This is a genomic window from Amycolatopsis sp. lyj-90, assembly GCF_046549035.1.
Lineage (GTDB): Bacteria > Actinomycetota > Actinomycetes > Mycobacteriales > Pseudonocardiaceae > Amycolatopsis.
Genome location: NZ_JAJPWP010000012.1, coordinates 244,851 through 257,951 on the forward strand (window position 1 = coordinate 244,851; position 13,101 = coordinate 257,951).

The following is a 13,101-nucleotide window of genomic DNA, read 5'->3' on the forward strand; positions in this document are numbered from 1 at the left end:
AAGGCGATACCCATGAGCAAGCTCCCCACCTTCCGCGACGACGACGGCATGGCGACGGTCGAGTACGCCATCGCGACCTTGGCCGCCGCCGCGCTGGCCGGAGTCCTGTACCTGATCGTCAACGGTGAAGCCGTCTTCGCCGGGCTCACCGCGCTCATCGAGCGGGCCTTGTCGGTGAAGTTCTGATGCCCGGCGGTGATCGCGGGTCCGTCACGGTGGAGGCCGCGCTCGGCATCGGCGCGCTGACCTTCGTCTCGGCCCTGCTGCTGGCCGGGATCGGGGTCGCCGCCGATCAACTCCGCTGCACCGACGCGGCCCGCGAGGCGGCCAGGCTCGTCGCTCGCGGCCAGCCCGCCCGCGCCGAACAGGCGGTGCGGGAGATCGCGCCGCCCGGCGCACGGCTGGACGTCGTCCGCGAGGGCGACGCCATCACCGCCGGCGTCGAGGCCGAACCGGCGGCCGGTCTGCTGCCGGGGATCCGGCTGCGTTCCCGCGCCTTCGCGTTCGCCGAACCGGGCGGTGGCCCATGAGGCGGGATGACCGCGGCGTCGCGACCGTGTGGACCGCGTCGATCGTCGCCGTCCTGATCTGCGTGGCGGCGTTGACCTTCTGGATCGGCGCCGCCGTCACGACCCGGCACCACGCCGAGGCCGCCGCGGATCTGGCGGCGCTCGCGGCGGCCTCGCACGCGACGGCCGGTCCCGGCGCGGCCTGCGAACGGGCGCGGCTGGTGGCCGTCCGGATGTCGGTCACCCTGCTGACCTGCCGGTGGGAACGTGGCGATGCCCTGGTCGAGGTGCGGTCAGAGCTGTCGGGACACCTCACGGCCGCCGGGCGGGCGGAGGCCCGGGCAAGGGCGGGACCGGTCGACCGGCCACCGTGACGGACGTCGCACGGTGAACGGTCACCCCGGCGGCGACCGGCCGGTAGTACGCACGAGTAACCGCCGAGCGCGAGCAGCGGTCGTTGACGAGCGGCGAGCGGTCGAAGGCATGATCAGCGCTCCGCCGAACGGCCCTGCGCCGCTTGTCGTGAGCAGGGTCACCAGGGCGGGATGCCCTGCTCGGCTGCGACGAACGGCGCCGAACCGGTCGTCGAGGCCCGTTAACCGGACGTGCGGCGTTCGGTCCGTCGAGTCGGGCTACCGCGCGTTCATCGCTAAGTAACCGCCGGTTGTCGCGTGAGGTCTTCTCCCGATGTGCAACTTGCCGTTTATTGAGATGTGCGCCACTTCGGAGAGTTCGCCGGGGCGGCGCGGCAGAGACAGACACAGGACAGAGTTGACCTGAGGCAGGGACAGTAATGTTGGACGCGAATTGGCCGGACAGCTGGCGCGGCGCCTTCCGCATCGAAATGCGGGCGGAGGCGATCGGTCTCGCCTGGCGTGGCTGGCCGGTGCTCCCGGGTGCCGAGCCCGCCGCGATCACCGCGGAAGGTGACGACCTCACCTGGCGGCGTCCCGTCCCGGCCCAGGACAACTGGCGTGAACTGATCGAGACCCACCCGCACGAGGTCGCCACCTGGTTCGGCGACGACACGCACAGCCTGCTCGTGGCCACCGGCACCGTGCTGGACGCCATCGAGGTCGACGACGAGCTCGGCAAGGCCGCCGCCCGTCTGCTGCGCGCCACCGGTCACCCCGCCCCGATCGTCGCGATGCCGAACGGCCGCTGGCTGTTCCTCACCACCGTCGCCACGAGCATCCCGCGGGAACTGGCCGACCACGCCTCGATCCAGTGGCACGGCGCGAACGACTACATCCCGCTTCCCCCGTCGCCGTTCCAGCACGGTGTCGTGCACTGGCGGGTCAAGCCCGAGGTCTGGGGCTGGCAGCTGCCCGAGGCCGCCGAGGTGCACGACGTGCTCGTTCGTGCGCTGGCCGGTGACAAGGCCGTCGCTCCCGTGGCGACCCTGACCACCGCCGCCTGACCAACCCACAACTTCAAGCCAACAAGTGGCCCGACCTCGGCCCGTGCTGACGCAACGCCCCGAGCACGGTGTCGAGAACGGCCACTGCCCCCGCCTTGTCCAGCGGATCGTTGCCGTTCCCGCACTTCGGCGACTGGACGCAGGACGGGCAGCCGGCCGGGCATTCGCAGGAAACGATCGCCTCCCGCGTTGCGGCCAGCCAAGGGACAATTGCGGCAAACCCGCGATCGGCGAATCCCGCACCCCCGGGATGGCCATCGTGCACGAACACCGTCGCCTCCCCGGTGTCCTCGTGCCACGCGGTAGACACCCCGCCAATGTCCCAGCGGTCGCAAGTAGCGAACAGCGGTAGCAGGCCGATCGCCGCGTGCTCGGCGGCATGCAGGGCACCGGGGACGCGCGCCGGATCCAACTCGGCGCTCGTCCCCGGTGCTCCGCCAAGATCCTCGGTCCCCACCTTGGAGCCTCCGGTCCCCACCGGCTCCAGAACCTCGGTCTCCGGCCGATGGCCCCCGGTCCCCGCCAAGCCATCGGAAACCCCGGAGCCATCGGAACAGCCGAGCAACCCGGCCGAGATCGTGTACCAGACGGCGCGGGTGTCGAGTCTCTGCTCCGGCAGATCCAGCGGAGTCTGGTCCAGCACCTCACCCGACGGACGCCTTCGCAAGTAGCCGACCACTTGCGAAGTCACCGACACCTCGCCGAGGTTCACCGTGATCCCGCCGTGCACCCTGCTCTCCTCGACGCGCAGCACGCTGATGTCGACGATCTCGCGCGGTGACGTGCTCCAGTCCGGATCCTCCGCGTGCACCAGGGCGAGCCCGGTCTCCAGATCCAGTTCGTCGACCACGTAGGACGAACCCTGGTGCAGGTACACCGCACCGGGATGGACCGCGTAGCAGGCGGAACCCGGGTCGACCGTGCCGAGCATCCGACCGGAATCGGCTTCCACCACGGCGATCTGCTCGCCGCCGGAACCGCGGATGCCGACGTCGGCGTGCGGCCGGTCGCGGGAGGTCCAGTACCAGCCGCTCGTGCGGCGACGGATGATCTTCTCCTTGACCAGATCGGCGAGCACCGCACGCGCCGCGTCACCGCCGAAGGCCGCGACCTCCGGTTCGGTCAGCGGGAGTTCGGCGATGGCGCAGGCCAGCTGCGGTCCCAGCACATACGGGTTCGACGGGTCGAGGACGGCGGCCTCGACCGGCCGGTCCAGGATCGCGGCCGGATGGTGCACGAGATAGGTGTCCAGCGGATCGTCGCGGGCCACGAACACGACCAGTGCCGCGTCTCCCGCGCGCCCGGCCCGGCCTGCCTGCTGCCAGAACGACGCGAGCGTCCCCGGGTAACCGGCCAGCACCACCGCGTCCAGCCCCGCGATGTCGACACCGAGTTCGAGCGCGTTCGTCGTCGCCACCCCGAGCAATCGCCCGGACAGCAACGCCGCTTCGAGGGCGCGCCGCTCCTCGGGCAGGTACCCGGATCGGTACGCGGCAACGGAATCCGCCAAGGTACCGTCCACTTCGGACAGAATTCGCCGTGCGCCGAGGGCGGTCAGTTCCGCGCCTCGCCGCGACCGGACGAACGCCAGCGAGCGGGCGCCCTCGATGACCAGTTCGGCGAGGATCCGCGAAGCCTCGGCGCCTGCCGAGCGCCGCACCGGAGCACCGTTCTCACCGGAAAGTTCCGACAGCAGCGGGGGTTCCCACAACGCGACCGTGCGGGCGCCGCGCGGTGAGCCGTCTTCGGTGACCGGGACACAGTCCTGCCCGGAGAGTTTCGAAGCGAACGCCGCCGGGTCCGCCGTCGTCGCGGACGCGAGGACGAAGACCGGCGAAGCGCCGTAGTACGCCGCGACCCGGCGCAGCCTGCGCAGCAGCAACGCCACATGGGAACCGAAGACGCCGCGATAGCTGTGGCATTCGTCGACGACGACGAACGAGAGCCGCCGGAAGAACCGGGACCAGCGCGCGTGCGACGAGAGGATCCCGCGGTGCAGCATGTCCGGGTTCGTGAACACCCAGTTGGCGTGCGCGCGGACCCAGTCCCGCTCCTCCAGCGGAGTGTCACCGTCGAACGACGCGGCACGTGCCTTCTTGATGTCCAAAGAGGAAACCGCGCGCAACTGGTCGGCGCCGAGCGCCTTGGTCGGGGACAGGTACAGCGCCGAAGCCCGCTCGTCCTCGACCAGCGCCGAGAGCACCGGCAACTGGTACGCGAGCGACTTGCCCGACGCGGTGCCGGTGGAGATCACGACGTGCATGCCGTCGCGGACCAGCGACGCGGCCTCGGCCTGATGCCGCCACGGCGCCTTGACGCCGCTCGCCGTCAGCGCCTCGACGACCGGAGCCGCCGCCCACTCCGGCCAGTCCACCGAATCCGCCGAGCGTGCGGGCAGTTCGGCCACATGGGTGACCGGGTACAGCGAAGCCGGGATCCCCGCCGTCGCGCGGTCGAGAAGTCGCCGCCCCTTACCGGATTCCGCCGTGCCGTCCACCTTCGGAAGCTTCGCACAGCGCACCGACAGAAAACGGCCGCCGCCGAACGGAACGGACGCCGGAACGGCCCGCGGATGATCGATAAAGTGATCAGCCTCACAAGGTAACGGAACGTGCGGTGGCGGGGACGCCTTGCCGTCCTCCATCCCACTACCAATACACTCCCGCAATCCACACCGTCTGTGGCGAGCGTCATGTGAGACGTGCCTTGCAGTGCGACTAGCGTGACGTTCGGCTCAGATCCCCATGCCAGCGCGCGTGCCGCCGGTTCCATCGGCGGATCGTCGTTGGTCAACGGCGACGTCTCCAGGAGGACGAATGTCCCGGCAGTTCCTCGCGGAGGGCGAAATCACGCTCTCCGGAGGTGGTTACACCATCGTCGGTGTAATCGCCGCGGTCGCCCTTGTTGCACTGGTCATCGGCTACGTCCTGCTCAAGGAGGTGCTGGCCGCCGGCCAGGGCACCTCGAAGATGCAGGACATCGCGAAGGCAGTGCAGGAAGGTGCGGCTGCCTATCTGAAACGGCAGCGCAACACCCTCGTGATCTTCGGGGGTCTCGTGTTCTTGCTGCTCTTCGCTTTGCCGGCCGAAGACTGGAACGAGAAGATCGGCAGGTCCATTTTCTTCCTGGTCGGCGCGGGGTTCTCCTTCGCGATCGGCTACCTAGGCATGTGGCTGGCGACGCAGGCGAACCTGCGCGTCGCGGCCGCTTCGCGTGAATCCGGCGGTCGCGAAAAAGCGATGCGCCTGGCCTTCCGTACCGGTGGCGTCGTCGGCATGATCACCGTCGGCCTCGGTCTCTTCGGTGCCGCGGTCGTCGTCCTCGTCTACACCGGACAGGCTCCGAAGGTCTTGGAGGGCTTCGGTTTCGGTGCCGCGCTGATCGCGATGTTCATGCGTGTCGGCGGCGGTATCTTCACCAAGGCCGCCGACGTCGGCGCCGACCTGGTCGGCAAGGTCGAGCAGGGCATCCCCGAGGACGACCCGCGCAACGCGGCCACCATCGCCGACAACGTCGGTGACAACGTGGGTGACTGTGCCGGCATGGCGGCCGACCTCTTCGAGTCGTACGCGGTCATGCTCGTGGCGGCGTTGATCCTGGGCAGCACCGCCTTCGGTGTGCACGGCCTGATCTTCCCGCTCATCGTCCCCGCCATCGGCGTGATCACCGCGGTCATCGGTGTCTACATCACCAAGGCCAAGGCGGGCGAAGGCGGTCTGGTCACGATCAACCGCTCGTTCTACATCTCCGCGGCGATTTCCGCGGTCCTGTCGACGATCGCGGCGTTCGTCTACCTGCCCGGTTCGTTCTCCGAGTTCGGCGAGGCCTTCGCCGGCAAGTCGGGTAACCCGGCGCTGATCGCGACCCTTTCGGTGATCATCGGCATCGTGCTCGCCGCGATCATCCTCAAGATCACCGGCTACTACACCGGCACCGAGTACAAGCCGGTCAAGGAGGTCGGCAAGTCCTCGGAAACCGGTGCGGCGACGGTGATCCTGGCCGGTATCTCGGTCGGGTTCGAGTCCGCCGTGTACACCGCGCTGGTCATCGCCGCGGCCGTGTTCGGCGCTTTCCTGGTCGGTGGCGGCGTCGCGCTGTTCGCCGTGGCGCTGGCCGGTACCGGGCTGCTGACCACCGTCGGCGTCATCGTCGCGATGGACACCTTCGGCCCGATTTCGGACAACGCGCAGGGCATCGCCGAGATGTCGGGTGACGTCGACGAGGACGCGGCGCAGATCCTCACCGAGCTCGACGCGGTCGGCAACACCACCAAGGCCATCACCAAGGGCATCGCGATCGCCACGGCGGTCCTCGCGGCGACGGCGCTGTTCGGGTCCTACCAGGACGCGATCACCAAGGCGGTCGGCGATGGCAAGGAGTTCATCGCGAACATCGTCGGCCCGGAGACGCTCGTCGGGGTGATCATCGGCGCGGCGGTCGTGTTCCTGTTCTCCGGTCTCGCGGTCAACGCGGTGTCGCGTGCCGCCGGCGCGGTCGTCTACGAAGTGCGCCGCCAGTTCCGCGACATCCCGGGGATCATGGAGGGCACCACGCGGCCCGAGTACGGCCGAGTCGTCGACATCGTCACGCGTGACTCGCTGCGCGAGCTGACCACTCCCGGTCTGCTCGCGGTCTTCGCCCCGATCGCGGTCGGTTTCGGCCTCGGCACCGGCGCGCTCGCCGGATACCTGGGTGGTGCGATCGCGACCGGGACCCTGATGGCGATCTTCCTCGCCAACTCCGGTGGCGCCTGGGACAACGCGAAGAAGCTCGTCGAGGACGGAAGCCACGGCGGCAAGGGTTCGGACGCGCACGAGGCCACCATCATCGGTGACACCGTGGGTGACCCGTTCAAGGACACCGCCGGTCCGGCGATCAACCCGCTGATCAAGGTGATGAACCTGGTGTCGGTGCTGATCGCCCCGGCGGTCGTGCAGTTCTCGATCGGCGCGGACGCCAACGTCGGCGCCCGGATCGGGATCTCGCTGGTCGCCGTCGCGATCATCGTCGCGGCGATCGTGGTTTCCAAGCGCCGCGAGTCGGTTCTCTCCGACACGCCCGCGGAAGCCAAGGCGTAACACCGAAAAGCTCGACCCGCCGGGCCCGCCACGTTTCCCGTGGCGGGCCCGGCGGCTGTCCGGGGCAGGCTAATCTCTGCGCGTCACGCTGATCCCGATCCGGGGGAGTCCCTGCCATGAGGCGTTCGCTCATCTTGTTCGCCGCCGCTTTCCTGCTGGCGGGCTGTGGCGGCGCCGAAACCCCCGCCGCGGCACCTTCGTCTCCCGCTCCCGCCGCCGGAACGTCCTGGATGGACGGTTTCTGCGGTTCGCTGATCGACTTCGCCAAGATCGGCGAGTTCAGGATGCCCGACTTCGAGCAGGGCGACGTCGCGAACGCCCGGAACGCGATGGACGAAGCCTTCCGCGTGTTCGCCCCGGGTTTCGACAACGCCGTCACCGGCCTCAACGGACTCGCTCAGGCGCCGAGCCCGGAAGCCGAGGCCGCGCGCAAGAGCATCGTCGACGCGCTGACGCCGATCCGCGACCAGGTCGTCTCCGCGAAGGCCGAATTGGACGCCGCGCCGAAGGACGACAAAGCCGCCACGGCGGAGGCAGGGCTCGCTTTCCGGCAGATCGGGTCGAACATCAACGACATGCCCGACCCGTTCCAGCAGCTGGAAACGAACGCATCGCTGAAAGCACTGGCCGAACAGGCCCCGAACTGCAAGAAGTTGCCCTCCTGACCATTCTTTTCGTCGTGTTGATCGCCCGGCGATTTGCAATGCCCCCCGGTATCGGTACCGTCGGGGTCCAGCCGGGAAGTCGTCAGGTCGGGAGGTGTTTTGTGCGGCCGCGGTTCACCGTCCTTGCCGCGCTAGCAACAGGTATCGGGCTCGGCCTCGCCGGGTGCGGGCAGCAGCCCGCGGTGACTTCCCACGCCAGACAAGAAGGTCTCGCGACGGTCAGCGCGTCGCAGGCCGACCCCACCTCCGCCTGGGCGGAGGGATACTGCGGCGCGGCGGGCGGCCTCGTGCGGACGCTGGCCACGTTGCCCAGCGTCGACCCGAGCACGCCCCAGCAGGCGTCCCGGACCTCCAGCGAGCTCATGGTCTCGGTGGTCGAGGGGCTGAACCGCACCTCGTCCGCGCTCAAGGGCCTCGGCCCGTCCCCGGTCGCCGGCGGTGACGCCTCGCGCGCGGCCGCCGTCGCCCAGCTCGACGGCATCCGCGTGCGCGCCGACGACGTCCGGCACCGCCTCGACTCCTCAACCGACGCCGAAGCGACGAAGACGGCGCTTCGCGATGCTAGGACGTCGCTCGACGAACTCGACCGTCTCGACCTTCTCAGGGGCCTTAACGACGTGCCTCAGCTCGCTTCGGCGAGCAGCCGGATCCCGGTTTGCCAGGAATTGGTCAAGCAACCGCGCTGAGTCACCGCGCTATCACTGGCCATGACTCGAACTTGTGTTCTATTGTGTCGGGGTGGACGGGACGATCTCGCTCTTCTCGGCGGAGGCGAGCGGGCCGGGGCTCGCCGACCTCGCCGGTGTGCTGTGCGGGCCCGGGCGGATGGCGGGCTTCGGGCGGACGGCGGCACGGCTGTCCGCCGTGGTCGACGAGCCGTGGCGGGCCGGTGCCCTCGCCAGGGAATGCCGCCGCCGTGGCGCCGAGGCGCAGGTCTCGGCCGCCGAATGCGGGCGCCCGCTCGTGAGAACGCCCTTCCGGGTCGATCTGCTGCCGTTGGAGCAGCGGTGGAGCAGTGGTGAGAAGAAGGTCTTGCCGGACGGGTTCCGGCTCGACGGGGCGATGCTGAGGATGTGGGCGCTGGCGGCGGGCAGCCCTCAGGGCAACGGCTACCTGCTCGCGCTCGATCCGGAGGCGCCGGAGACGCACGAACGCCTGATCACGGCGCTGGCCCAGCTGGGCGTCCCGGCGAAGGCGCTGCGCGGTGACGAGGCGTTGCTGCGGGTCACCGGACGCCGGCGGCTGGCGCACGTGCTGGAGCTGATCGGGGACGCGCCTGTGGGGGCGGAACCGGCTTGGCCCAGCTTGGTGCCCGTGGTGCGCGCCGGTTGAGCCTCCCCAAAAACGCTATGAAAGGCCCGTTACTTGCAAATTTTGCAAGTAACGGGCCTTTCATAGCACTCGGGAGACACGCGCGATCAGGGCTTCGGCGCCTTGCAGTTCGGGTTCGACAGGTCCAGCTCACTACGCGAAAGGCAGGAGGTCAGCTGGTAGGTCTGCTCCCCGTAGTTGATACCCTTTCGCACGGTGACATTCCCCGCGGCGTCGACCTCGCACGGGTTGTTCATCGTGCACCGCTGACCGCTTTCGTTGCCGGTGTTGTTGACGCCGACGACCTTGCCCGTCGAGGTCTCGATGATCGGCGACCCCGAGGTCCCGCCGATCGTCTTGCACGCCGGGGTGTACCTGATCGAGTCCTTCCAGACCCAGTTCGCCTCGCGCAGCTCGTGGACGAAGCCGTCGATGTTGCAGGAGTAGATCTTCTTCCAGTATCCCGAGACCACGTCCATCGCGACGCCCGCCGACGGACGGGTCGGCGAGAGGGTCAGCGGGGCGATACCGTAGGTCGCCTGGATCTTGGCGTAGCTGGTGTTGAGCTGGTAGAGCGACACATCCGTGTCGGTCATCGTCGCGTAGAGCAGCTTCTTCGCCTTGAGGGTGCCCAGGGACGAACGACCGTCCTTGGACAGCAGGCTGAAGGTCCGTGACGAAGGCTGGTTGACGACTACTTCTCCTGGGTCTGGGAAACCTTCTTGGAGGCAGTGCCCGTTGGACATGACGAGGGCGGGGTCGTCGAGGCTCGCCGCGGGCGGTTTGACCACCGACCCGGAGCAGTTCGACAGCGCCACGGTTCCGGCGAAAGTGGTCGTCGCCGCTTCCGCCGGGGCGGTTCCGACCAGGGCGGATGCGGTCAGCATGGCGAACAGTGTGCCGAGGAGTCGTCGGGTCACGTGGAGTCCTTTCGGGTCGGCGTGGGTATCAAGTGAAGCGTTGGCGGAGGGGGAGACACCACCGTCGAACGGAGGGTGTTCACCCCGTCACGCGGTACCCCAGGCGGACGTGTCCGACATCACGTGCTAGGTGTTGAAAGGAAACATCGGCGAGGTCAGCGGCGATGCGCTGGACACACGATCGGCGGCGTGTTGTGCCACCTAGACGTGGTCCAGGCGGTGCGAGCGTGCACACTGACGGGTCGAGAGGCGGCGCGAAGGCGCCGAAGATGAGCGGAGAGCAGGACAGCGTGGCAGGAGCACGGACGAAGAAGACCGCGGCGTCGGACGACGGCGCGGGCCGTCGTCGGCTGGTGATCGTCGAGTCGCCGACCAAGGCCCGCAAGATCGCCCCGTACCTCGGCGTCAACTACGTCGTGGAGTCCTCCGTCGGGCACATCCGCGACCTTCCCCGCGGCGCGGCCGACGTGCCCGCCCAGTACAAGGGTGAGTCGTGGGCGCGGCTGGGTGTCGACGTCGACAACGACTTCAAGGCGCTGTACGTCGTCACGCCGGACAAGAAGTCCAAGGTCACCGAGCTGAAGAGCCTGTTGAAGGACGTCGACGAGCTCTACCTCGCGACGGACCCCGACCGCGAGGGCGAAGCCATCGCGTGGCATCTGCTGGAGACCCTCAAACCGAAGGTCCCGGTCCGCCGGATGGTCTTCCACGAGGTCACCGAGCAGGCGATCCGCGCCGCGGCCGACAGCACCCGTGAGCTCGACGGCGACCTGGTCGACGCGCAGGAGACCCGCCGCATCCTGGACCGGCTCTACGGCTACGAGGTCTCACCCGTGCTGTGGAAGAAGGTCATGCCGAAGCTTTCGGCGGGCCGCGTGCAGTCCGTGGCGACCCGGATCGTGGTCGAGCGGGAGCGCGAGCGCATGCGCTTCACCTCGGCGTCGTACTGGGACATCTCCGCGACGATGGACGCGGGCGCCGAGGCGTCGCCCCGGAACTTCCCGGCCCGGATGATCGCCGTCGACGGCGCGCGCCTGGCCACCGGCCGTGACTTCGGCTCGGACGGGCAGCTGAAGGCCTCGAACAACGAGATCCGCGTGCTGGCCGAGGCCGACGCGGTCCGGCTGGCCGAGGGGCTGAAGAACCGTGACTTCAAGGTCGCGAGCGTCGAAGAGAAGCCGTACACGCGGAAGCCGTACGCGCCCTTCATGACTTCGACCCTGCAGCAGGAGGCGGGCCGCAAGCTGCGGTTCACCTCCGAGCGCACCATGCGGATCGCGCAGAAGCTGTACGAGAACGGTTACATCACTTATATGCGTACCGACTCCACGACGCTGTCGGAGTCGGCGATCTCGGCGGCGCGCAGCCAGGCGACGCAGCTGTACGGCAAGGAATACGTCTCGCCGTCGCCGCGCCAGTACACGCGCAAGGTGAAGAACGCGCAGGAAGCCCACGAGGCGATCCGTCCCTCAGGCGAGGTCTTCCGCACGCCGGGCCAGGTCGCGAAGGATCTGGACACCGACGAGTACCGCCTCTACGAGATGATCTGGCAGCGCACGATCGCGTCGCAGATGGCGGACGCGAAGGGCACCACGATGTCGGTGCGCATCGTCGGCACCGCCACCAGCGGCGAAGAGGTCACTTTCGCCTCTTCGGGCCGCACGATCACCTTCGCCGGGTTCCTCAAGGCGTACGTCGAGGCCGTCGACACCGAGAGCGGTGGTGAGGCGGACGACAAGCAGAGCCGTCTCCCGCAGCTGGTCAAGGACCAGGCGCTGACCGCGACCGAGCTGAGCCCGGACGGGCACACCACGTCGCCGCCGGCGCGGTACTCGGAGCCGAGCCTGGTCAGCAAGATGGAAGAGCTGGGCATCGGCCGCCCGTCGACGTACGCGTCGATCATCAAGACCATCCAGGACCGCGGCTACGTGTGGAAGAAGGGTTCCGCACTGGTGCCCTCCTGGGTCGCCTTCGCGGTGATCGGCCTGATGGAGCGGCACTTCGAGCGGCTGGTCGACTACGACTTCACCGCCGGCATGGAGGACGAACTCGACCGCATCGCCGCCGGTGACGAGCACCGCACGCAGTGGCTGTCGAAGTTCTACTTCGGCGGCGACATGGGCGTCGACGGTTCCGTCGGCCGCCTCGGCGGGCTGAAGAAACTGGTCGGTTCCGGCGTCGAGGACATCGACGCCCGCGAGATCAACTCGATCCCGCTGTTCAGCGACCCCGACGGCCACACCGTCGTCGTGCGCGTCGGCCGCTACGGCCCGTACCTCGAGCGCGAGGTCGACGGCACGTCGCAGCGGGCGAACCTGCCCGAGGACCTGCCGCCGGACGAGCTGACCCTGGAACTCGCCGAGAAGCTGTTCGCGACTCCGCAGGAAGGCCGTGTCCTCGGCAAGGACCCGGTCAGCGGACACGAGATCGTGGCGAAGGAAGGCCGCTTCGGCCCGTACGTCACCGAGCTCCTGCCCGAGCCGGAGCCGCTGCCCGAAGGCGCGACAGCCGCGCAGAAGAAGGCCGCGAAGGCGAAGCAGCCGAAGCCGCGTACGGGTTCGCTGTTCAAGTCCATGTCGATCGAGACGATGAACCTCGAAGACGCGCTGAAGCTGCTTTCGCTTCCGCGCGTGGTCGGCAAGGACCCGGAATCCGGCGACGAGATCACCGCGCAGAACGGGCGCTACGGGCCGTACCTGAAAAAGGGCACGGACTCGCGTTCGCTCACCACCGAGGACCAGCTGTTCTCGGTCACGCTCGAAGAGGCGCTGAAGATCTATTCGGAGCCGAAGCAGCGTGGCCGGTCCGCGACCGCGAAGCCGCCGCTCAAGGAACTGGGCGACGACCCGGTGTCGGGTAAGCCGATGGTGGTCAAGGACGGCCGCTTCGGTCCGTACGTGACCGACGGCGAGTACAACGCGACGCTGCGGAAGTCGGACAGCATCGAGGAGCTGACCGCCGAACGCGGTGCCGAACTGCTGGCGGAGAAGCGCGCGAAGGGCCCCGCGCCCAAGCGCAAGGCTCCGGCGCGGAAGCCCGCGGCCGCCAAGACGACCGCGGCCAAGAAGACCACCGCGACCAAGTCGACGGCGGCGAAGACGACTGCGGCCAAGAAGCCCGCTGCGCGCTCGACGGCCACGAAGACGAAGTAGCGCGCCCAGGTCACCACGAACGGCCCGTTTCCTGCGATGAGCAGGG

At 68.8% G+C, this 13,101-nt stretch carries 11 protein-coding genes; 9 read left to right on the forward strand and 2 right to left on the reverse strand.

The window, feature by feature from the left end:
* Positions 1-12: 12 nt before the first annotated feature.
* The 4 genes from ACLJPX_RS37190 to ACLJPX_RS37205 all read left to right on the forward strand — a co-directional run bounded on the left by ACLJPX_RS37190 (position 13) and on the right by ACLJPX_RS37205 (position 1,929).
* The gene (locus ACLJPX_RS37190; protein WP_101611108.1) at positions 13-186 is read left to right on the forward strand and encodes a DUF4244 domain-containing protein; all 174 of its coding nucleotides are present in this window, start codon (positions 13-15) and stop codon (positions 184-186) included.
* Positions 186-530, forward strand: a complete 345-nt coding sequence (locus tag ACLJPX_RS37195; RefSeq protein ID WP_101611107.1) for a TadE family type IV pilus minor pilin — start codon at positions 186-188, stop codon at positions 528-530. Before ACLJPX_RS37190 ends, ACLJPX_RS37195 begins: the two co-directional genes overlap by 1 nt.
* Positions 527-883, forward strand: a complete 357-nt coding sequence (locus tag ACLJPX_RS37200; protein WP_410604985.1) for an Rv3654c family TadE-like protein — start codon at positions 527-529, stop codon at positions 881-883. Before ACLJPX_RS37195 ends, ACLJPX_RS37200 begins: the two co-directional genes overlap by 4 nt.
* Before the next feature lie 419 nt (positions 884-1,302).
* Entirely contained in the window at positions 1,303-1,929 is a 627-nt protein-coding gene (locus tag ACLJPX_RS37205; RefSeq protein ID WP_410604986.1) for a bifunctional DNA primase/polymerase, read from the forward strand.
* Positions 1,930-1,942: 13 nt separating this feature from the next.
* Here ACLJPX_RS37205 and ACLJPX_RS37210 read toward each other — a convergent pair whose 3' ends face one another.
* A complete protein-coding gene (locus ACLJPX_RS37210; protein ID WP_410604987.1) occupies positions 1,943-4,426 on the reverse strand; it encodes a DEAD/DEAH box helicase in 2,484 nt (827 codons plus the stop codon).
* Positions 4,427-4,745: 319 nt separating this feature from the next.
* Between ACLJPX_RS37210 and ACLJPX_RS37215 the strand changes: the two genes are divergently transcribed.
* The 4 genes from ACLJPX_RS37215 to ACLJPX_RS37230 all read left to right on the forward strand — a co-directional run bounded on the left by ACLJPX_RS37215 (position 4,746) and on the right by ACLJPX_RS37230 (position 9,004).
* Complete coding sequence (locus ACLJPX_RS37215) at positions 4,746-7,007, forward strand: sodium-translocating pyrophosphatase (protein ID WP_410604988.1); 2,262 nt, start codon at positions 4,746-4,748, stop codon at positions 7,005-7,007.
* 116 nt (positions 7,008-7,123) lie between these two features.
* Positions 7,124-7,672: a hypothetical protein gene (locus ACLJPX_RS37220; RefSeq protein ID WP_410604989.1), complete on the forward strand. Its 549-nt coding sequence runs from the start codon at positions 7,124-7,126 to the stop codon at positions 7,670-7,672.
* Positions 7,673-7,773: 101 nt separating this feature from the next.
* Positions 7,774-8,358 (forward strand): hypothetical protein, encoded by a 585-nt coding sequence (locus ACLJPX_RS37225; protein ID WP_410604990.1) that lies wholly within the window; start codon positions 7,774-7,776, stop codon positions 8,356-8,358.
* A gap of 52 nt (positions 8,359-8,410) precedes the next feature.
* Positions 8,411-9,004 carry a hypothetical protein gene (locus tag ACLJPX_RS37230; protein ID WP_410604991.1) on the forward strand — a complete coding sequence of 198 codons (594 nt, stop codon included), beginning with the start codon at positions 8,411-8,413 and terminating at the stop codon, positions 9,002-9,004.
* Between the two features lie 86 nt (positions 9,005-9,090).
* On the opposite strand, the gene ACLJPX_RS37235 is transcribed toward ACLJPX_RS37230, so the two are convergent.
* Positions 9,091-9,903 (reverse strand): serine protease, encoded by an 813-nt coding sequence (locus ACLJPX_RS37235; protein WP_101611101.1) that lies wholly within the window; start codon positions 9,901-9,903, stop codon positions 9,091-9,093.
* Positions 9,904-10,172: 269 nt separating this feature from the next.
* Here ACLJPX_RS37235 and topA point away from each other — a divergent pair, with 269 nt between their 5' ends.
* Positions 10,173-13,055, forward strand: a complete 2,883-nt coding sequence (gene topA / locus ACLJPX_RS37240; protein WP_410604992.1) for a type I DNA topoisomerase — start codon at positions 10,173-10,175, stop codon at positions 13,053-13,055.
* Positions 13,056-13,101 lie beyond the last annotated feature (46 nt).

Bases quoted from the DNA above. Each gene is read 5' to 3' on its own strand.
- ACLJPX_RS37205 (WP_410604986.1), top strand. From the start codon at position 1,303: ATGTTGGACGCGAATTGGCCGGACAGCTGGCGCGGCGCCTTCCGCATC.
- ACLJPX_RS37220 (WP_410604989.1), top strand. From the start codon at position 7,124: ATGAGGCGTTCGCTCATCTTGTTCGCCGCCGCTTTCCTGCTGGCGGGC.
- ACLJPX_RS37200 (WP_410604985.1), top strand. From the start codon at position 527: ATGAGGCGGGATGACCGCGGCGTCGCGACCGTGTGGACCGCGTCGATC.
- ACLJPX_RS37190 (WP_101611108.1), top strand. From the start codon at position 13: ATGAGCAAGCTCCCCACCTTCCGCGACGACGACGGCATGGCGACGGTC.
- ACLJPX_RS37195 (WP_101611107.1), top strand. From the start codon at position 186: ATGCCCGGCGGTGATCGCGGGTCCGTCACGGTGGAGGCCGCGCTCGGC.
- topA (WP_410604992.1), top strand. From the start codon at position 10,173: ATGAGCGGAGAGCAGGACAGCGTGGCAGGAGCACGGACGAAGAAGACC.
- ACLJPX_RS37215 (WP_410604988.1), top strand. From the start codon at position 4,746: ATGTCCCGGCAGTTCCTCGCGGAGGGCGAAATCACGCTCTCCGGAGGT.